Raw genomic sequence first — 19,429 nt, 5'->3', positions numbered from 1 at the left:
ATGAGACCGCTTTTGACTACAGTCAATCGAGGCTTACGCCACCCTCGCGTATGGGGCATCGCCGTGGTGTGGATGTGCTGCGTTGCGTACGTTTTATTTCAAGGAGGAAAGACCTCACTTATGCTTTTGTCCATGGTGACGCTACTTTGCCTGTATCTTGCGATTGCTGGATTCAGCGGTGTGAAACGGGCTCAGGGCGTACGGAGGCTCTCTTCCGGACAGGATCATGAAGAACTGCTTCATGCCGGTGATCAGGTCCGCGTGAAGCTGAACTTGACCATTCCGGGATTTCTTCCGCTTCCTTATGTGGTCGTGCGTGAGATGTTACATCGACATAATGGGGAATCATGGTCATTTAAGGAAAGTCTGATCCCGAGTATGCGGGGAACGGGTGAACTTTCCTTTCAAACTCCGCCGCTTGAGCGGGGGAAATATGTTTTCTCGGAAACGGAATGTGCTAGCGAGGATATTTTTGGATTGATCGAACATCGTGGAACATTCAAGGCCAGCGGTGAATTTCGTGTTTTACCTCGTACGGTATTTATTCCTTATTGGCAGCTTTATGATCGCAAGTCACGCTTGTCTGGACCACAAACAGCCTTGACACGTTCACGCAGGGAAACAACCCAGATCAACGGTGTGCGTGACTACGTTTACGGGGACCGTCTTTCTCGCATTCACTGGAATGCCACAGCCAAAACAGGCAACTGGAAATCTAAAGAATTTGAACATGAGTCTGTGCCTAAAACCATCCTGGTACTCGATGCGCTCGCCGGAAGTTATCCGCACGGTGAAGCATTCGAACTGGCCGTTTCTACTACAGCTTCTCTGCTAGACTATGGCAGTAGGGAGCGCATGGGCATGGGGTTGTTAACCTTGGCTGATAAGTCATCCTTCATGCCTCCAAGTGAAAGTCTGATTGAACGGCAGAAGATGATGCATCATCTTGTGGATATTCAGGATAACGGCAAAGATGCTACCTTGTTGCCTGGAGTTGAGAAAATAGCGCGTCAGTTCCCACAGGGAGCTTATTTTGTTGTCGTTTCTCCACAAAAAGATGAAAAGATAATTGAGCTACTTCGTTGGGCAGATACACGTGGCATGACTCCATGTCACATTTTGATTGATTCCAATGAATCCCGCCAAAGTAAGGAATGGAATGCCATGTTGCGTGGCAGGGGCACGAGATCATTCACCGTTGCTCATCTGCAGGAGCTTCCAACGGTTATGGGGGGAGGTTCGGTATGAATGCCATAAGAAATGAAAGTTTGGGATTAAAAAGATCCTGGTATCATGCGGCATCTTTGCTATGGATATTTCTCATTGCGCTGCAATGGATATCGTTCACCCAGGAGTCATGGTATACCGAGACAACTTCGCTGGTGCTGTGGACTCTGGCGGCTGTAAGTATTCTGGAGGTCATTCTTCCCTTTAGAATGCTGTATCGAACGATAATCAAGGCGGTTGTTCTCTTATATATTTTGCATAAAACGTTGATTGATTACATGGTTTACATCCCTTATGGAACGCTAACAGAGCGTGTGGAGCAATTTATCTTGCATATGCCTCCGTACGTCTGGTTTTCCTTGTGTGCATGGGTGATGTTGGAGGCTGCACTTCGCCTTGTAAACTCAACCCGCCGTATCCTGGTGTTCCTGGGAGTTAATATCATATCTCTAGGTATCCTGGATTCATTTACTCAAATTCCGCTCTGGGTTGAGATCGCTTGGGTAATGTTTGCAGGTATGGGGTGGCTCGTATGTCAGCACTTCCGTAATTATCAGCTGCAGTACCCGCAGGGCTGGAAACGAATGATTCGGTATCCTTATAAAATACTGGCGAATATTGCTATCATTTTCTCATTAATTATTGTTGCCAGTGTGAACATGCCGGAAATTCCGCCAACCTTGACCGATCCGTACACCGCTTGGCGGAATTACACGGGAACATCCGCAAATCAATCCAGGAATGGAGTACTGGATATTCCTACAGCGACGGAGTCAGGATACAGCCGCGAGGACAGTCAGCTTGGCGGAGGATTTAACTTTGATTACACCCCAGTCATGTCAATCACGACCAGTGACCGAAGCTACTGGCGAGGGGAAACGCGTTCTGAATATACGGGTACGGGCTGGGATGAGCCTGGACGTGCTTCTATGGAGAATTTGTCAGCCAGTCAAACGCTGGAAAATGAAGAGGCTGGTAAAGTAAAAACGAAAAAAGTCACGCAGAAAGTTACGATGTTGAATGACACGGTATATCCCATTTTGTTTGGTGCGTATTCCATATCACAAGTGAGCTCGGTGAATGGTGAAGAAAGAGCGGATCGTATGCTTTGGAATACAGAGCGGGCGGAGTTGCACGTGGTCACATCGCGTCAGCAACCGCAATATCCCAAAAACTATACGGTTGTATCCGAAGTGCCGATTATCGTGGAAGACGAGCTTCGTACCAAATCAGCAGATGCCCTGTATACCAGCAATCCGGCAGAGGACAAGTATTTACAATTACCTTCCCGATTCCCCGAAAGGGTAAAGGATCTCGCAGCCGAGGTTACTGCGTCTGCAAAAACACCGTATGAAAAAGTAGCATTACTGCAAGACTATTTACAACAAAACTTCAACTACACCAACAATCCGGATCTGTCCCGGAAAGTGAGCAATGATTTTGTTGAAGGTTTCTTGTTTGATATTCGTGAAGGGTATTGTGATTACTTTTCCACCGCGCTTGTGATGATGGCAAGGGCCGAAGGCATCCCAGCCAGATGGGTAAAAGGTTATGCACCTGGACAGATGTCCCTGAACTCGGACATGCAGGCTCCACGTCAGCCGGGTGCGCCCATTGAAACGACCTACACGGTTACGAATGCGGATGCTCATTCGTGGGCAGAGGTATATTTTGGCGAATACGGATGGATTCCGGTTGAAGCAACCCCGGGATTTGATATGCCATTGCTAACCGAATCATCTGAAGTCCAGCCGGCTGATCAGCCAGAAGATCAACCAGAGGAAGAACCGGTTCAAGAAGAAAAACAAGCCCCAACGCCTGAGCAGACTTCAAACATGATTCCAACCTTTGTGATCTGGATTGCCGCTGCTGTTATTGTACTGTGGGTAGCCTATATGTTCTGGCGCAACCGCCTTTCGTTGCGATTCTTGTTACTTCGCCTGCGGACCGGCAGACCGTTGACACCTGAACAGAAGGTGCTGGCTGAAACAGAACGCTGGATTCGTTATGCGAGAAGACGAGGTCTAACGCGCAGTGGTGACGAAACGCTTCGTGAGTCAGTAACTCGCTGGAGTCAGCTTAGACCATCTGCCCAAACGACTTTTGAAGAGCTATTAATGAAGTTTGAACAGACCCGCTACAGTCCGGCAACGGTAACCGCCGATGATTGGAAGGTTGTCTATCAGGCAGCTTTGAAGCTGCGGAAGGAACTGAAAGCGGAACGGGCATAGAACATGCCCGTCCCGTTTTTCCTTTTTTTAACGTGATAAAGGGTGTTTTCATTTTCAGGAAAGACAGATTTGTGATATAGTGTGTCGTATGAAACTGAGGTGACTTCTTTGTTTAAAATGTTAATGCCCAAGCTGCGTGTAGACACAGTTTTTGATATTGATTTGGATGAACTGTACGCTCAAGGGTATCGTGGAATCATAACTGACCTGGATAATACGCTTGTTGGAGCCAAAGCACCTGATGCTACACCAGAATTGATCGAATGGTTCGCGCGTGTAAAAGAGGTGGGATTCAAGCTGATGATTGTGTCCAATAACAATCTGAATCGGGTGTCCCTGTTTGCGACTCCGCTGGATATCCAGTTTGTGCATAGTGCACGCAAACCATCGAATGTACCGTTTCGTAAAGCAATGAAGATGATGGAGCTTGCTCCCGAAAAAACGATTGTTGTAGGGGATCAGATGCTTACCGACGTTTATGGAGGGAACAGACTTGGACTCTATACGGTTCTGGTGCTGCCCATTTCCATCGGAGATGAGGGCTTTATGACTCGCTTTAATCGGAGAGTAGAACGGATTGCCCTGTCGAATTTGCGTAAGAAAGGCTTATGGCTTGAGGAGGAAAAGAAGAAATGACAGAACCGCATAACGGCAATATTGCCGTAAGATGCAGTGGATGCGGCGTGAATTTACAAACGGAAAATCCGGATTTGCCCGGATATCTTCCAGAAAAAGCACTTGACCGTGAACCGGTCATCTGCCAGCGCTGTTTCCGTATCAAAAATTATAATGAGTCATCATCTGTAACGGTGGATCAGGACGAGTTCCTGGCTCTGCTCAGCAAAATCGGGGATAAGGATGCACTCGTCATTCATATCGTTGATTTGTTTGATTTTGACGGCAGTATTATCTCTGGCTTGCAACGCTTTGTTGGAAACAATCCGGTACTGCTTGCCGTGAACAAAACGGACTTGTTGCCTAAAGTTACCAACTGGAACAAAGTTCGGAACTGGGTGCAAAAGCAAGCCAAAGAACAAGGCCTGCGGACAGTAGATGTTGTGCTCTGCAGTGCGAAGCAAAACCAAGGCTTTGACCGTCTGCTTGAGCTTGTTGGCACGTACCGTGGAGATCGGGATGTGTACGTTGTCGGTGGAACCAATGTCGGTAAATCGACACTGATTAACCGTTTGATCCGAGACTACAGCGATCTGGAACAGGAACTGACGACCTCGCGTTATCCGGGAACGACACTGGATATGGTGAACATTCCGCTAGACGATGGAAAATATATTATTGATACGCCGGGAATTGTGTATCCTTGGCGCTTCAGTGAAATTGTATCCCGTAAGGATCTGGCTGCAATTATGCCTGAGAAACCGCTTAAACCTGCGGTATATCAATTGAATTCCGGTCAGACACTGTTCTTCGGTGGGATGGCCAGGTTTGATTTTATTGAAGGGGATCGCCAATCGTTCACTTGTTTTATCAGCACTGCGCTAGATATTCATCGGACAAAATTGGAACGGGCAGATGATCTGTACCGTGATCACCTCGGAGAATTGCTTTCTCCGCCAACCCGTGAGAATGCCGCTGAGATGCCGGAATGGACGAGACATGAATTCCGGATTAAACGTGGCAGTCAGTCGGACATATTCATCTCTGGTCTGGGCTGGATCAAGGTTAACGGAGATAAGGGTGCTTTAGTGGCTGTCCATGTTCCAAAAGGCATTCGGGTGCAGATTCGTCCTTCCCTGATCTAGTTTGGATGGCGGGACCTAATTCCAACAACGGATCAGATCGGAGGCGTATCGATGTCAGCAGAAAATAAGTTCAATTCTTCACTTCCCGTACTGCTGGGTGTAATGGGTGACCCGATTGCTCATTCCAAATCTCCGGCCATGCATAATGCTGCTTTGCAAGCAGCAGGTGTGCACGGAATGTACATGCCGCTGCATGTGCAGCCTGATCAGCTCGAAGCTGCTATTCGTGGCATTGTTGCCTTGGGTTATCGTGGTGTTAATGTCACGATTCCGCATAAGGAGCAGGTGATGCAATACCTTGATGTGATCGATGACAGTGCTCGCTTAATTGGAGCAGTCAATACGATCGTGAACGAAAATGGCAAGCTGACAGGGTACAATACCGACGGAATCGGATATGTGCGCTCGTTGAAAGAAGAGGCTGTTCCTCAGCTTGAAGGGAAAAGGATCGCTGTTCTTGGCGCAGGCGGCGCGGCAAGAGGTGTTATCTATGCGCTTGCTCTGGAAAAGCCCGAACAGATCAGCATCCTGAACCGCACAGCTGACAGAGCACTTACTCTTGCTACGGATCTGCGAAGCCATGGTCTGGGAGACATCTCCGGCAACGGGATGCAGGATGCTCAAGCTGTTCTTGCCACGGCAGATATCGTTATTAATACAACAGCAGCGGGCATGCATCCACATGTGGATGATGTTCCAGTTGATCCTGCATGGATTCGCGAAGGGGCAGCTGTTAGCGATCTGATATACAACCCGCTCGAAACCCGTCTGCTCCGTGAGTCCCGTTTGCGCGGATGCACCGTGCATGGCGGACTCGGAATGTTTGTTTATCAAGGGGCCGTTGCATTTGAACACTGGCTTGGCATTCCCGCCCCTGTTGACACGATGAGACGAGCAGTACTGGATAGTTTTGAAAAATAATAATTGAACGGCCAGGCTCTGAATCAGTCTAGGGCTACATGCAGGGCCTGCTCAACATAAGGAGTATGAAGTATTCATGTTAACTGGTAAACAAAAGCGCTTTTTGCGGTCACAAGCACATCATCTGACCCCTGTGTTTCAAATTGGTAAAGGGGGCACGAATGAGCATTTGTTCCGTCACATCGAAGAGGCCATTGAGAAGCGCGAACTGATGAAAGTTCAAGTGCTCAACAATAACCTTGACGATAAAAATGAAATTGCTGCAGAGGTAGCTCGTGAAACAGGCAGTGAGCTCGTACAAGTGATTGGGAGCACCATTATCCTCTACAAAGAATCACGTGACAATAAACAAATCGAACTTCCAAGATAAGGAGCGTGGCGCGGGTGAAGATCGGCATCATGGGCGGTACGTTTGATCCGATCCACATGGGGCATCTGCTGGCAGCAGAAGCGGCAAGGGATTCGCATGCTCTGGATGAAATCTGGTTTATGCCGTCTCATGTCCCGCCTCACAAACCCAGTGCAGGTGCGACGGGGCAACAGCGCCTGGAAATGACTGAGTTGGCTGTGAAGCAAGCTACTCAGTATGAGGTACTAGGTATCGAAATGGAGCTTGGCGGCGTATCTTATACGATTGACACCATGCGTGAATTGTGGCGCCGTTTCCCTGAGCATGAGTTTTATTTTATCATTGGGGCGGATATGGTGAATTACCTTCCCAAATGGGAAGAGATTGAAGAATTGGCGTCCAAAATGACCTTCATCGGTGTTGGACGTCCAGGCTTCCAGCTACATCTGGACGATTTACCGGATGCATTGCAGGGACGGGTTCTGCTGGCCGAGATGCCTCTTGTTGATATTTCATCTACGGCGATACGCAGACGACTGGCGAAGGGGCACTCGGTGCGGTTTATGATCCCCGATGCAGTTCATCAATACATTGTAAGGAGCGGTTTATATGGCACTAAGCCGTGAGGGGTTAATCGAGGCTGTCTCTGCACAGATGCCGGCCAAGCGCTGGAAACATACGCAGGGTGTCATGGAATCAGCCGTTGTCTTGGCTGAAAAGTATGGTGCTGATCCGGTAAAAGCGGATATAGCAGCGATTTTACATGACGTGGCCAAATATTGGCCAGTAGCCGAGATGGAAGCCGTTATTCGTGATAACGGATTAAATATTGAACTTTTACATCATGATAAGCAGCTTTGGCATTCGGAAGTGGGTGCCTTTGTAGCTGAACGGGATTATGGTGTGTCCGATTCAGAGATTATTAACGCCATTCGGTGGCATACTTCTGGTAGGGTAGGGATGAGCCTGCTGGACAAAGTGGTATGCCTTGCCGATTATATTGAGCCGGGACGTGATTTCCCGGGTGTAGAGTACATTCGTGAGCAGGCACAGCGCAGTCTGGAGGAAGGTTTGATTGCCGGTTTTGATTCGACGATCAGCCTATTGCTTTCCCAGCGCCGTGTTATCTACCCGCTTACGGTGCTCTCACGTAATGACTTGATTGCACAATTATAGATTATGGAGGTTGGTTCATGACAGTATCATCGAAAGAACTTATGAACATGGTGGTTACCGCCGCTGACGATAAAAAGGCATCAAACATTGTAGCACTTGACCTGAATAATATTTCACTGGTTGCCGATTATTTTGTGATCTGCCACGGTAACTCCGATACCCAGGTACAGGCGATTGCTACAGAGATTCGTAAACAGGCTCACGCAGCTGGTGCGACAATTAAAGGCATTGAAGGCATGGACTCTGCACGCTGGGTGCTGATGGATCTTGGCGATGTCGTGGTTCACGTATTCCACCGCGATGAGCGTGAATATTACAATATCGAGCGTCTCTGGTCTGATGCCAAAGTGGTGGAAACGGTATGAGTTTGATTGCAGGAACAGTCGTCTCGCTACCGGTTTCACGTGAAGTGTCTCCATTTGGCTATTTTTTGACGACAGGATCGGAAGATGTATTGCTTCACTACACCGAGCTGACTCGGGATATCAAGATTGGTGAAACGCTGGAGGTTTTTGTATTCTTTGATACAGAAGACCGCCTTGCTGTTACGATGAAAAAACCTTACCTCACGCTGGGTGAGATGGCTAAACTGGTCGTAGCTGATGTGCATCCGCGCCTTGGCTGCTTCCTGGAAATGGGTCTTGGTCGCCAGTTGTTGCTTCCAATCCGTGAGTTGCCTGAACTTGAAGAACTGCGTCCCCAAGTTGGGGATGAGGTGTTCGTGATCATGGAGCATGATAAGCAAGGACGTCTGCGTGCCAAATTGGCCGGAGAACGTGAACTTGCTCCGCTTGCCTTCCACGCGCCAACCACATGGTTGAATGAGTGGGTGGAAGCTCTGGTGTACAAGCCGCTTCAGATGGGTACATTTGTACTTGTTGATGGTGGTGTGCTTGGTTTTGGAGCGATTGGCATGATCCATTCTTCGGAGCGCAGTCATATGCTTCGTTTGGGTGAAAAGGTGAAATGTCGGGTTACGCTGGTGCGTGAAGACGGTCGTGTAAATTTGGCGATGACACAACGCAAAGAAGTTGGGCGTAACGAAGACGCAGACAAGCTGCTTGCTTTTATGAAAGAGCGCCCTATGGGCGGCATGCCTTATTCCGATGCGACACCGCCAGATATTATCAAGCAACGTTTTGGTATTAGTAAATCCGCGTTCAAACGTGCTCTCGGTAAGCTGATGAAAGATGGATTGGTGGTACAAAAGGAAAACTGGACGTACTTGTCTGATTCTGCGCCAAAATCACAGCAGGAAGAGAAGTAGACACAGATAAGGTATAGCCGAGTACGGCATGGATGTTTTGAGTTAGAGCATTCATTTTGGTTGAAATATTGCATGTATCATGGAGCCGATGCTTTATGCATCGGTTTAAGTAAGGCAGGGCCAGACTGGGTAAACACCGGAAGCCCTGCTTTTTAGTTTGAATTTTGATCCGATCCGATGAGGAAAATGAAATTGAAAGTGCGGTGCCGACATGTCTTACCGGAAATTTGCCTACGTTTACGATGAATTAATGGAAGATATGCCTTATCCGGACTGGATAAGGTTTGCAAGAACAGCTTGGGAACAACATGGCATGCCCAAAAGTGTGGCTGAGCTTGGCTGCGGAACGGGATCCATTACGATCCCGCTGGTGAACTCTGGCTTTGAAGTGACGGGTATTGATCTCTCCGCAGATATGTTATCTGTTGCGCGTAGCAAAATGGAAGCGACACCTCAGGGACACCGTCTGTACAGGGAAGGCAGTGTACGCTGGGTACAGCAGGATATGCGGGAGTGGAGAGTGCCTGAACCTGTAGACTCGGTCATTTCGTTCTGCGATTGCGTGAATTATTTGCTGGAATCTGAAGATGTCATTCGAACATTCGAGCGGACGTATGAAATGTTGAAGCCAGGAGGTACATTTCTGTTTGATGTACACCATCCAAATACATTGATTCGGTATGATGAGGAACAGCCTTTTGTGTTAGACGAACGCTCGGTCTCATATATCTGGACGTGCGATTTTGATCAGGAGCGGTGTGAGATTGAGCATCATCTGAGCATTTTTTCTAGATTGGATGAGGGCAACAGAGATACGTATCAGCGATTCGAAGAAGTTCATACGCAACGCGCTTATGATCCGGACTGGATGAAGCTTGAATTAAGCAAAGCGGGTTTCCGGGATGTGAGGGTGTATGCAGACTTTGAGTGGAAAGAAGCTGGAGATCACGCACAGCGTCTGTTCTACGTGGCTGTAAAATGATTGTTTAAAGAGAAAATTATAATGAGCGACGCTAAACTAATTTATATGCATATGAATATGAAACTGTCCTTGTGCAACGTGTAAGTATGTTGCTCGAGGCAGTTTTTTTGAACATATATGATAAAAAGTATTGCCGCTTGAAGCAAAGAGAGACATAATGAATGAAAAAAGGAAAGCGTTTTCTTAACATGCAAACTATATTCCAATCACAGGGAGAGTTGTAGAGATGGAAAGTACATATAAAACGAGATTGTCCAAAGAACAGCTGGATCAGATCATTAAGCATCACCTTGCTGTAACGATTCAAGATTACGAGGAAATGATCGATGGCTGGGCAAACCATGCTTATAAAATTTTGCTTGACGATGGACGAAAAGTTGTTCTAAAAATCGCACCTGCGGCTACGACCAATCTGATGCGTTGTGAACAGGATTTAATGACGGCTGAAGTGGAAGCACTCCAGCTTGTTGCTGAGCTTAAGGATGTTCCTGTGCCTCTGGTACTCGCATATGATGCTTCACTACTCATGGCTCCCGCGCAGTATTTCATTATGGAGTTTATGCCCGGGGTTCCATACAACCAGGTGAAAGAAGATTTTACTGCCGAAGATCAGGAAGTGGTTGAACAGCAGTTAGGCTGGTACAACCAGCGAATTAACGAGATTAAGGGAGAGCGGTTTGGTTATTTTTCCGGAAAGGACAGACAACGCGCGACGTGGAGAGAAGCTTTCTTGATGCTCATGCATGATATGCTTGCAGATGGTAAAGAGGCAGGAGTTGATATCGGCATCGATTACAATGAGCTGAGACGGTTGATTGATGAGAAATCAGATGCACTGGATGAAGTGACAGAACCTTCCCTGATTAGCTGGGATCTGTGGGATGGCAATGTGCTGGTCCAGGATAAGCAAATTACGGCCATTATTGATTTTGAACGCTCATTATGGGGCGATCCGCTCATGGAGCATTATTTCAGTCATTTTAACTATACTCCGGGTTTTCTCAAAGGATATGGACGTGAGGTTGAGACAGAGAACGAGCGGAAGCGCAGAAGTTTATATGATTTGTATTTTGATCTTGCGCTCCGAATTGAATGTGATTACCGTAAGTATGATAACAAGGAGCATATTGAATCTACGATCCGTAATATGCAGGAAGGCATTGAACGGTTTAGAAAAATGTGAGAATGCCAGTTGACATGTGAAGGGCAATAAAGTCTGACTTGTGAGAAAGAGATTGTGACATGTCATATTGACTTTGAGCTTGCATTTTTATATAATGCTTCCTATATTGTATACATATTTCGATGATAAGGATCAGTAGTGGGTGCTGTACATGACAGAGAGTCGGCGGTTGGTGCAAGCCGATTGACAGTATTTTGCGAACTCGCCTTGGAGAAATGCGGTGATTACAAAGTTCTATGCCTTGGGTGCAGGACTGGAAATCCGCATCGGTTAACCGCCGTTACAGGTCTAAAGGGAGTGGATGACGAAGCACGTTCGTCCGCTAACTAGGGTGGTACCACGGGAATTCAACCTCTCGTCCCTAGCGCTGCAAACGCTACGGGATGCTGAGGTTTTTTTGTTGTTATAAAGCGCGTATAACCTGAAGGAGGAATTATAGATGAGTGAGAATCATCAGCCGAAGCACGGCTATCAGCCGCAAGTGATGGAGAAAAGTTGGCAGCAATATTGGGATGACAACAAAACGTTTAAAACAGGTGAGGACCCGTCCAAACCGAAGTTTTATGCACTGGATATGTTCCCATATCCGTCCGGTTCAGGACTTCACGTAGGTCACCCGGAAGGATATACTGCAACGGATATCGTATCCCGTTACAAACGGATGCGTGGATACAATGTGCTGCACCCAATGGGCTGGGACGCTTTTGGTCTGCCAGCAGAGCAGCACGCACTGGATACGGGGGAGCACCCGCGTCATATCACATTCCGCAACATTGACAATTTCCGTCGTCAGATCAAATCTCTCGGATTCTCATATGACTGGGATCGTGAGATCAGTACAACAGACCCTGAGTATTACAAATGGACACAGTGGATCTTTATTCAGCTGTACAATAAAGGGTTGGCCTATGTCGATGAAGTGCCGGTGAACTGGTGTGAAGCATTGGGCACGGTTCTGGCGAACGAAGAGGTTATTGACGGTAAGAGTGAACGTGGCGGACACCCGGTTGTACGTAAACCGATGCGTCAATGGGTACTGAAAATTACGGAATACGCAGAGCGTTTGCTGGAAGATCTGGAAGAGCTGGACTGGTCGGAAAGCATCAAGGATATGCAACGTAACTGGATCGGCAAATCGACCGGGGCTGAAGTGGTTTTTGCCATCGAAGGCCGTGAAGAAGTGATCAAAGTATTCACAACCCGTGCAGATACATTGTTCGGTGCAAGCTTTGCCGTTCTGGCTCCAGAGCACGAATTGGTTGACGCGATTACATCCGAAGAACAGCGTGAGGCAGTAAAAGCTTATCAGGAGCAGGCTGCGCGTAAGAGTGATCTGGAACGTACGGACTTGGCAAAAGACAAAACAGGTGTGTTCACTGGTGCATACGCGATTAATCCGGTTAACGGAGCGAAGCTGCCGATCTGGATTGCTGACTATGTACTTGCTGGCTATGGTACAGGAGCTGTTATGGCTGTTCCGGGCCACGATGCACGTGACTGGGAATTCGCGAAGCAGTTTGACCTGAATATCATTGAAGTCATTGCCGGCGGAGATGTTACAAAAGAGGCGTATACAGGTGACGGCGCACATGTGAACTCCGATTTCCTGAACGGTTTGAACAATGAAGAAGCTGCGGCGAAAATGATCGCTTGGCTCGAAGAGAACGGCAAAGGACAAGGAAAAACAACGTACCGTCTGCGCGACTGGCTGTTCAGCCGTCAACGTTATTGGGGAGAGCCGATTCCGATTCTGCATCTGGAGGACGGGACGATGAAGACTGTGCCAGAAGATCAATTGCCACTGTTGCTGCCTGACATTGACCAGATCAAACCTTCAGGTACAGGGGAATCCCCGCTGGCAAACGTGACCGATTGGGTAAATACGGTTGATCCGGAAACGGGTATGAAAGCTCGCCGTGAAACTAACACGATGCCACAATGGGCGGGAAGCTGCTGGTATTACCTGCGGTTTATCGATCCGCACAATGACAAGGAACTGATCTCACAAGAGAAACAACAGCAATGGTTGCCAGTTGACCTGTACATCGGTGGGGCAGAACATGCTGTACTACACTTGTTGTATGCTCGTTTCTGGCACAAAGTGCTGTATGATCTGGGTGTTGTACACACGAAAGAGCCGTTCCATAAGCTGGTTAACCAAGGTATGATTCTGGGAACCAACAATGAGAAAATGAGTAAATCTCGCGGTAATGTCATCAACCCGGATGAGATTGTTAACGAATTCGGTGCAGATACACTGCGTCTCTATGAGATGTTTATGGGTCCTCTGGAAGCGACTAAACCTTGGAACGCAAACGGGGTAGAGGGAATGTATCGTTTCCTGTCACGCGTATGGCGACTGTTCATTAACGAAGATACTGGTGCGATTAATGAGAAAATTACAGCTGACGGTGGAACCGACGAGTTCAAACGCACGGCACACAAAACGATTAAAAAAGTGACGGAAGATCTGGAACATCTGCGCTTCAACACGGCGATCAGCCAATTGATGATCTTCATCAATGACGCGTACAAAGCAGAGACGCTGCCTCGCGAAGCGATGGAGAATTTCGTTCAATTGCTGTCACCTCTGGCGCCGCATATGGCAGAGGAACTGTGGAATCGTCTTGGACACGAGGGTGGAATCTCTTACGTGGCTTGGCCTGCATACGATGAGTCCATGACTGTGGATGCAGAAGTGGAAATCGTAGTTCAAGTGAACGGCAAAATTGTAACTCGTGCGACGATCGCGAAGGATCTGGATGCACAGGGAATGCAGGACTACACGATGGAGCTTGCACCTGTGAAACAGGCGCTGGAAGGCAAGACTATTCGCAAAGTCATTGCCGTTCCAGGCAAACTGGTTAATATTGTTGCCGGTTAATCTCGCTGGCACGGAATACCTCATCCAGTTTGACTAAATCTTCATCGTATTTTTCATGTGTTGTATGGATCAGACTATCAAAAACACCATCGAGGTTGTTTCTCAGCAGCGCAAGTGCCTGAGCGGTTATTCCACCAGGTACGGCGACACGGGCTTGAAGTTCTTGTGGAGTATAACCTCCCTCAGTGAGCAGTTTGCCTGTACCTAGAAGCATCTCACCGGCAAGGGCGCAGGCGTCGGCACGTTTGATACCTGTCAAGCGCACAGCACTTTCAATCCATTGCTCCAAAAAGAAGGATATGAATGCAGGGCCACAGCTGGAGAAGTCAGATGTGATTCGAGTGCAGGCTTCATCCACTTGATAAGGTTTGCCGATATGACTCATTAGGCCTTCGAGCAGTGAGCGATCTTCTGCCGTCATACGTTCACCATGGATGAATAGGCTTGCTCCGCTGCCGACCTGATGTGTAACACTGGGGATAACCTTGGAGACTTTGCAAGGAAGCGAAGATTCCAGATGGCGCAGCTGCACGGGGCTGGTGATCGAGACAATTATGTGATTGGAATTCACAACAGGCAGGATATCATCAATGACATGTCTGAATTCCAGCGGTTTCACGCACAGGAAGATGATGTTGCTGCGAATGACTGTTTCCCGATTGCTCTGTGATTCATGCAGCCCTGGATAACGGAGGGAAAGCTGACGTACTTTGGATGGGGTTCGATTGCTTGCTGCAATCTGACGGGGTTCGAGTGCACCGGATTGGATCAGGGCATAGATCAACAGACTGCCCATGCTGCCGGTTCCGATAAATCCAACCTTCATTGGTTTAGGCCTCCTTTCATGCTTTACGGTAATGGCGCAGTTTCTTCCCTCTATTGTATGCATCAGGGTCTGGTTCACATGACATGAAATTATGTAACTTAGATAAGCGAAATCATGAAACGGTTCGGAAGCACCGCCCGTGTTCGAAATGATCTCTATTTTGAATATGAGGGAGTGTGCGGAAGATGAGACGGAACAAAGCGTTGTCCATTGCTGCAGCAGTGGTTGGATGTGTACTAATATTATGGTCGGGCAAAAGTGAACAGCCACCTAGCAGCTGGGAACCGATGCAGCTCGGCTCCAATCAGCCGACAAGTGAGCAGAATTCTTCTGCGATACAGTCGGCTGCTTTGGTTCCCGAGAATGTAGCTGATGCTGCGCCTAAAGGTGTGGTGAGCGGTAGGCAATTGGACGACGCAGCTCCAGCACAGGAGTCGAAGGTTCGGGAGCCTAATGTTGCTCCTGCTGTGTCAGGCAATGCACCAGCTCAACCACAGGCTCAGGTGAATGAAAGCCGTTCATCTGTATCTGAAGCAGAGGCAACATCTAAACCAGCTGACGAAACAACCAGTGAGACGGCAGATCACGGTAAGATCGATGTGAATACGGCACCTGTCAACAAACTCACGGAGCTTCCGGGGATTGGACAGAAGAAAGCTCAGGCCATTGTGGATTATCGCAATGCGCATGGTCCTTTTGCCAAAGTTAGCGATCTTACCAAGGTGAAGGGCATAGGCATGAAGATGCTGGAGAAGATGGCTCCCTATGTACAGATTCGTTAAAAGTTCAGCATAATAGTAATAGGTTCAAGGCGAGAGGAGAAAACTGCATGAGTGCAACAGAGCTTCGCAAGGACTGGGATACGTATTTTATGGACATTGCTTATATGGTATCGACACGTTCCCGTTGTCCGCGCCGGCACGTAGGAGCTGTGCTGGTTCAAGGGAAAAAGTTGCTGGGTACTGCCTATAACGGAGCACCGATGGGAGTGGCGGATTGCTCTGAGGCAGGCTGCATGATATCGGAAGAATATGAACTTGTAGTCACGGACGGACAGGAAGAAATGGTTAAAAAGCAACGCTGTATTCGTACCATCCATGCGGAGCAGAATTTGCTTTTATTCACGGATCGGATTGACCGCGAAGGTTCCTCTGTATATGTAACCGATGAGCCTTGCTGGACATGTGCCAACATGCTGGCGAACAGTGGTGTTACGGAGATTGTATTTCATCGCTCATATCCCAAAGATACGAGTAAAGTAAAAAATATGATGCATCAGAAAGGCATTTCGTTCCGTAGACTGGAGAATTACCAGCCTCCACGGGAGACGATGATGACCGTAAGCAATTAGCAAGAACTTATATAGAACAGGTTAAATGATTCAGATCATGTCAGAACAGATGACACCTGGGATATCTTTTATTTTCAATATTAATTAGTTTCATACGTATGGGGAAGAACCTCCGGCTAGCCTGAATGGGCTTCGGGGGTTTTTGTGTATTTATTGCCTTGGAGATGAGCAGAAGGGAGAGGGACGGAATGAAAGGCAGACCATTGCTTCGCTTTACAATTTTTTGGTTGTGCGGTAGTGGCATGGCGTGTTTATTGACGGAGGGATGGACTTTATTTTGGGGAGTAGTCGGGGCGATGGCATGTCTTCCACTCTTACTTCGTTTCATGAATATTCGTGGGTGGTCGATTCTTCTTTTAGTTATTGCTTTTGCAGGTGGTTTAATACAGTGGGAGTGGAATGATTTTCGTAATTATAGTACATTGCCAGCATATTTACATCGATCTACTGACGTAATTGATGGGTTAGATGTTCAAGTTGAAGGGGAACTTGTATCGGATGTGCAGGTTGACGGGGATCGGGCAGGTTTTGAGATGCAGGTTTCTTCTCTTAGGCTGTATGAAGAGACAGATAAGGAAGTCAAGAATCAAGATTCTTCGCCAGATCCTTCCTTGCAATCACTAAAGTCACAAGCGACTTCGGACAAAATGAATGAAAGAGTCATTGTACAAGTCCGATTAATGGAAGAGCAGGAACAGCATACAGCAGCATCTTGGAAGCGAGGGGATAAGCTGAAACTGTCAGGCTCGATAGTTCTTCCTGGTGAAGCCAGGAATTTTGGGGGATTTGACTATCGTAGCTATCTAAGGACGCAGTATATCCATTGGATGGTCAAAGTGAAGGGGGCCAGTTCGGTTCATGCTTCGTCTCCTGAAGGGCTGGGGAAAATAAACATTCTACGGTGGACAGATTCGGCAAGACTACTGCTCGGTTCGGCGGTGGACCGGTTGTTTCCTGAACCGCATGCCGGTTACATGAAAGGTCTGATCATCGGAATGGCGAAGGATATTGATCCAGGTACGTACGGTCAATTCTCACAGCTCGGATTAACTCATATCCTCGCCATCTCGGGTACACATGTTGCAGTGTATGTGGCTTCATTGCTCATGCTTTTATCATGGCTGAGATTAACAAGAGAGACAGCTCTAACGATTGTGCTGGTTCTCGTGCCAGCATATGTACTGCTCTCGGGCGGTTCTCCATCGGTCATTCGGGCAGGTATGATGTCGATGATCGGTCTGTATATGGCGAAACGCGGATTGGCCAGAGATGGTATTCAGATCATCAGTGCAGCGGCTTTGCTCATGCTCTGGTGGAATCCTTATTTTTTATTAAATGTGAGTTTTCAACTCTCTTTTCTGGTGACGGCGGGACTGATGATTTATATGCCGCTTATTAACAGGTTGTTCAGCAAATGGCCCAAATCGCTGGCAGCGACAGCTTCGGTTACGGTAACAGCGCAGCTGATTTCTTTCCCAGTGACGATTTTGTACTTCAATCAGTTCTCGTTGCTGTCTTTTGCAGCCAATTTTTTGCTGGTGTCTTTGATTAGTGCTGTAGTGCTTCCCTTAGGTACCGTTGCGATGATTCTATCATTTGTGTGGCTTCCGCTTGCGAAACTTCTGGCATGGATTGCGATTCAGTTGAATCAACTTACCTTTCTCAGTGTGGAATGGATGAACAGTTTGCCAGGTTTTGTGATGATCTGGCCTACACCTTCCTTATTATGGATTGCAACCTATTATGTGATTTTATATGTGTTGCTTTATTTGCTCTATCAGCGGAGCGGCGGTGAGATACCCCAAAATATTCATGTTGCAGAAGAGGATACAGCGCCACTTGATATGTCTTCACGAGGTGCTACACAAAGGGGCTCTACACTAGCATTAGGCTTCAATTCTTCACGGTCTGCTGACACTCAATCACTTTACACAGCGAAAGCGAACAATCGCTTGCAACTTTCAGCGCCCGATCCCTTGCCTACTCCAAGAGCAACATCAGATCATGGTTCACTCTCTACTCTTGGCGCAAGTATCGCCTGGCCTGAGTATGCAAGTGCATTTACATCTAGAGGTGCAGCCTTCTATAGCGAAGTACGCATGAGCCAAGCGAAGCGATGGTTATGTGGTGTGCTTGCCGTCAGTTTTGTAGCAGGATTATGGTGGGCATATCAGACGCCACGTCCTGCGGGAACAGGTGTAGTTCAATTTCTGGACATTGGTCAGGGAGACAGTACATTGATAACAACACCAGAAGGCAAACATATCCTTGTAGATGGCGGAGGCACGGTTAACTTTGGGGGGAGCGAACACTCGTGGAAAACAAGGCGTGATCCGTATGAGGTGGGAGCTAAAGTTGTTGTTCCTTTATTAAAAAAGAGAGGCATTCACCAGCTTGATGCTGTCATTGTGACTCATGCGGATCAGGATCATGCCGGTGGCCTTCAGGCTGTACTGGAGCAAATTCCAGTGAAACGCTTCATCTTTAACGGAACGACGAGTGGAAAGGAGAAATTCGATCAGTTGCTGGACACAGCGGTGCAACGCCAAATCCCACTATTCGCTACACATCAGGGCATGACCTATAAGCCCGATTCAGAAACGGCTTTATATTTTATCTCACCAGAGCGGAGTGGACCTAATCCAACAGGAGATCTGCCTGTTCTTGAGAATCAGAACGGTGGGTCGGTTGTTTTTTTGCTGGAGATGGCGGGTACGTCTATGCTATTCACCGGAGATATGGAAGCGGCAACGGAACAGGATGTGCTGTATGACATTCAGGATGGTTCGCTGGCGACCTCTTTTCAGCAGGACGTTCAAAAATCGGGGAGAACTGTTGCGGACAGCGAGACGAATATAGTTGTGCCTGAATGGATGGGGAGTCTAGCGGACAATGGCAGAGATCATCGTTCTTCAACGGTGGTTACCGTACCGCGATTACAATCACATCGATCTATAGATGTACTCAAGGTCGCCCACCATGGTAGCAAAACATCATCCTCAGAAGCATGGCTTCAGTACTGGAATGCCAAATCTGCACTGATCTCTGCAGGGGTTAACAATACCTATGGTCATCCCAACCCAGACGTAATGAAACGTTTGGAAGCAGTAGGTTCCCGGATTTATCGGACGGACCAGATGGGTGAGGTACAGATGAGCGTGAAAGATGGAGAGATAAGTGTGCGGTATAAGCTGGCTCCGAGATAAGAGTGGAATCATAAAGTCTGAAGGATACCTTGAAGGATATTTGGTTATTTTTGCCGAATAGTATTA

Annotated in this window: 17 protein-coding genes and 1 other annotated feature; of the genes, 16 read left to right on the top strand and 1 reads right to left on the bottom strand. The window is 47.7% G+C overall.

Annotated elements, in window-relative coordinates; all coding sequences use genetic code 11:
* The 13 genes from MHI38_RS08050 to leuS all read left to right on the top strand — a co-directional run bounded on the left by MHI38_RS08050 (position 1) and on the right by leuS (position 13,980).
* Positions 1-1,248: a DUF58 domain-containing protein gene (locus MHI38_RS08050; protein WP_154888615.1), complete on the top strand. Its 1,248-nt coding sequence runs from the start codon at positions 1-3 to the stop codon at positions 1,246-1,248.
* Positions 1,245-3,458 (top strand): DUF4129 domain-containing transglutaminase family protein, encoded by a 2,214-nt coding sequence (locus MHI38_RS08045; protein WP_341181137.1) that lies wholly within the window; start codon positions 1,245-1,247, stop codon positions 3,456-3,458. Before MHI38_RS08050 ends, MHI38_RS08045 begins: the two co-directional genes overlap by 4 nt.
* A gap of 108 nt (positions 3,459-3,566) precedes the next feature.
* Complete coding sequence (locus tag MHI38_RS08040) at positions 3,567-4,094, top strand: YqeG family HAD IIIA-type phosphatase (RefSeq protein WP_090914942.1); 528 nt, start codon at positions 3,567-3,569, stop codon at positions 4,092-4,094.
* Entirely contained in the window at positions 4,091-5,218 is a 1,128-nt protein-coding gene (yqeH, locus tag MHI38_RS08035) for a ribosome biogenesis GTPase YqeH (protein WP_154887979.1), read from the top strand. Before MHI38_RS08040 ends, yqeH begins: the two co-directional genes overlap by 4 nt.
* A gap of 51 nt (positions 5,219-5,269) precedes the next feature.
* Entirely contained in the window at positions 5,270-6,139 is an 870-nt protein-coding gene (aroE, locus tag MHI38_RS08030) for a shikimate dehydrogenase (RefSeq protein ID WP_154887981.1), read from the top strand.
* 76 nt (positions 6,140-6,215) lie between these two features.
* Positions 6,216-6,509, top strand: a complete 294-nt coding sequence (gene yhbY / locus MHI38_RS08025; protein ID WP_090914936.1) for a ribosome assembly RNA-binding protein YhbY — start codon at positions 6,216-6,218, stop codon at positions 6,507-6,509.
* A 14-nt stretch (positions 6,510-6,523) separates the two neighbouring features.
* Positions 6,524-7,114: a nicotinate-nucleotide adenylyltransferase gene (locus tag MHI38_RS08020; protein WP_090914933.1), complete on the top strand. Its 591-nt coding sequence runs from the start codon at positions 6,524-6,526 to the stop codon at positions 7,112-7,114.
* Positions 7,098-7,664 (top strand): bis(5'-nucleosyl)-tetraphosphatase (symmetrical) YqeK, encoded by a 567-nt coding sequence (gene yqeK / locus MHI38_RS08015; RefSeq protein WP_154887983.1) that lies wholly within the window; start codon positions 7,098-7,100, stop codon positions 7,662-7,664. Before MHI38_RS08020 ends, yqeK begins: the two co-directional genes overlap by 17 nt.
* Positions 7,665-7,681: 17 nt before the next feature.
* Positions 7,682-8,029, top strand: a complete 348-nt coding sequence (gene rsfS, locus MHI38_RS08010; protein ID WP_090914928.1) for a ribosome silencing factor — start codon at positions 7,682-7,684, stop codon at positions 8,027-8,029.
* Complete coding sequence (locus tag MHI38_RS08005; RefSeq protein ID WP_090914926.1) at positions 8,026-8,931, top strand: CvfB family protein; 906 nt, start codon at positions 8,026-8,028, stop codon at positions 8,929-8,931. Before rsfS ends, MHI38_RS08005 begins: the two co-directional genes overlap by 4 nt.
* 211 nt (positions 8,932-9,142) lie before the next feature.
* Positions 9,143-9,913: a class I SAM-dependent DNA methyltransferase gene (locus tag MHI38_RS08000; protein WP_253492454.1), complete on the top strand. Its 771-nt coding sequence runs from the start codon at positions 9,143-9,145 to the stop codon at positions 9,911-9,913.
* A gap of 226 nt (positions 9,914-10,139) precedes the next feature.
* On the top strand, positions 10,140-11,096 hold the full coding sequence (locus tag MHI38_RS07995) for a phosphotransferase family protein (protein ID WP_154887987.1): 957 nt from the start codon (positions 10,140-10,142) through the stop codon (positions 11,094-11,096).
* A 113-nt stretch (positions 11,097-11,209) separates the two neighbouring features.
* Positions 11,210-11,462 (top strand) — a binding site (T-box leader).
* 73 nt (positions 11,463-11,535) lie between these two features.
* Positions 11,536-13,980: a leucine--tRNA ligase gene (gene leuS / locus MHI38_RS07990; RefSeq protein WP_090914920.1), complete on the top strand. Its 2,445-nt coding sequence runs from the start codon at positions 11,536-11,538 to the stop codon at positions 13,978-13,980.
* Here leuS and comER read toward each other — a convergent pair.
* Positions 13,961-14,806, bottom strand: coding sequence for a late competence protein ComER (comER, locus tag MHI38_RS07985; protein ID WP_123062606.1), 846 nt, complete (start codon positions 14,804-14,806; stop codon positions 13,961-13,963). The genes leuS and comER overlap by 20 nt on opposite strands.
* 185 nt (positions 14,807-14,991) lie before the next feature.
* On the opposite strand from comER, the gene MHI38_RS07980 reads away from it, so the two are divergent.
* The 3 genes from MHI38_RS07980 to MHI38_RS07970 all read left to right on the top strand — a co-directional run bounded on the left by MHI38_RS07980 (position 14,992) and on the right by MHI38_RS07970 (position 19,363).
* Entirely contained in the window at positions 14,992-15,588 is a 597-nt protein-coding gene (locus MHI38_RS07980) for a ComEA family DNA-binding protein (RefSeq protein WP_341181136.1), read from the top strand.
* A gap of 47 nt (positions 15,589-15,635) precedes the next feature.
* Positions 15,636-16,157 carry a deoxycytidylate deaminase gene (locus MHI38_RS07975; RefSeq protein WP_090914912.1) on the top strand — a complete coding sequence of 174 codons (522 nt, stop codon included), beginning with the start codon at positions 15,636-15,638 and terminating at the stop codon, positions 16,155-16,157.
* A 188-nt stretch (positions 16,158-16,345) separates the two neighbouring features.
* On the top strand, positions 16,346-19,363 hold the full coding sequence (locus tag MHI38_RS07970) for a ComEC/Rec2 family competence protein (RefSeq protein WP_186809611.1): 3,018 nt from the start codon (positions 16,346-16,348) through the stop codon (positions 19,361-19,363).
* Positions 19,364-19,429 lie beyond the last annotated feature (66 nt).

The sequence above is a fragment of the Paenibacillus sp. FSL K6-1558 genome, assembly GCF_038002565.1.
GTDB classification, from domain to species: domain Bacteria; phylum Bacillota; class Bacilli; order Paenibacillales; family Paenibacillaceae; genus Paenibacillus; species Paenibacillus polysaccharolyticus.
Note: the sequence above shows the minus strand (reverse complement) of the source record. Positions and strands in the feature narration are given on the sequence as shown.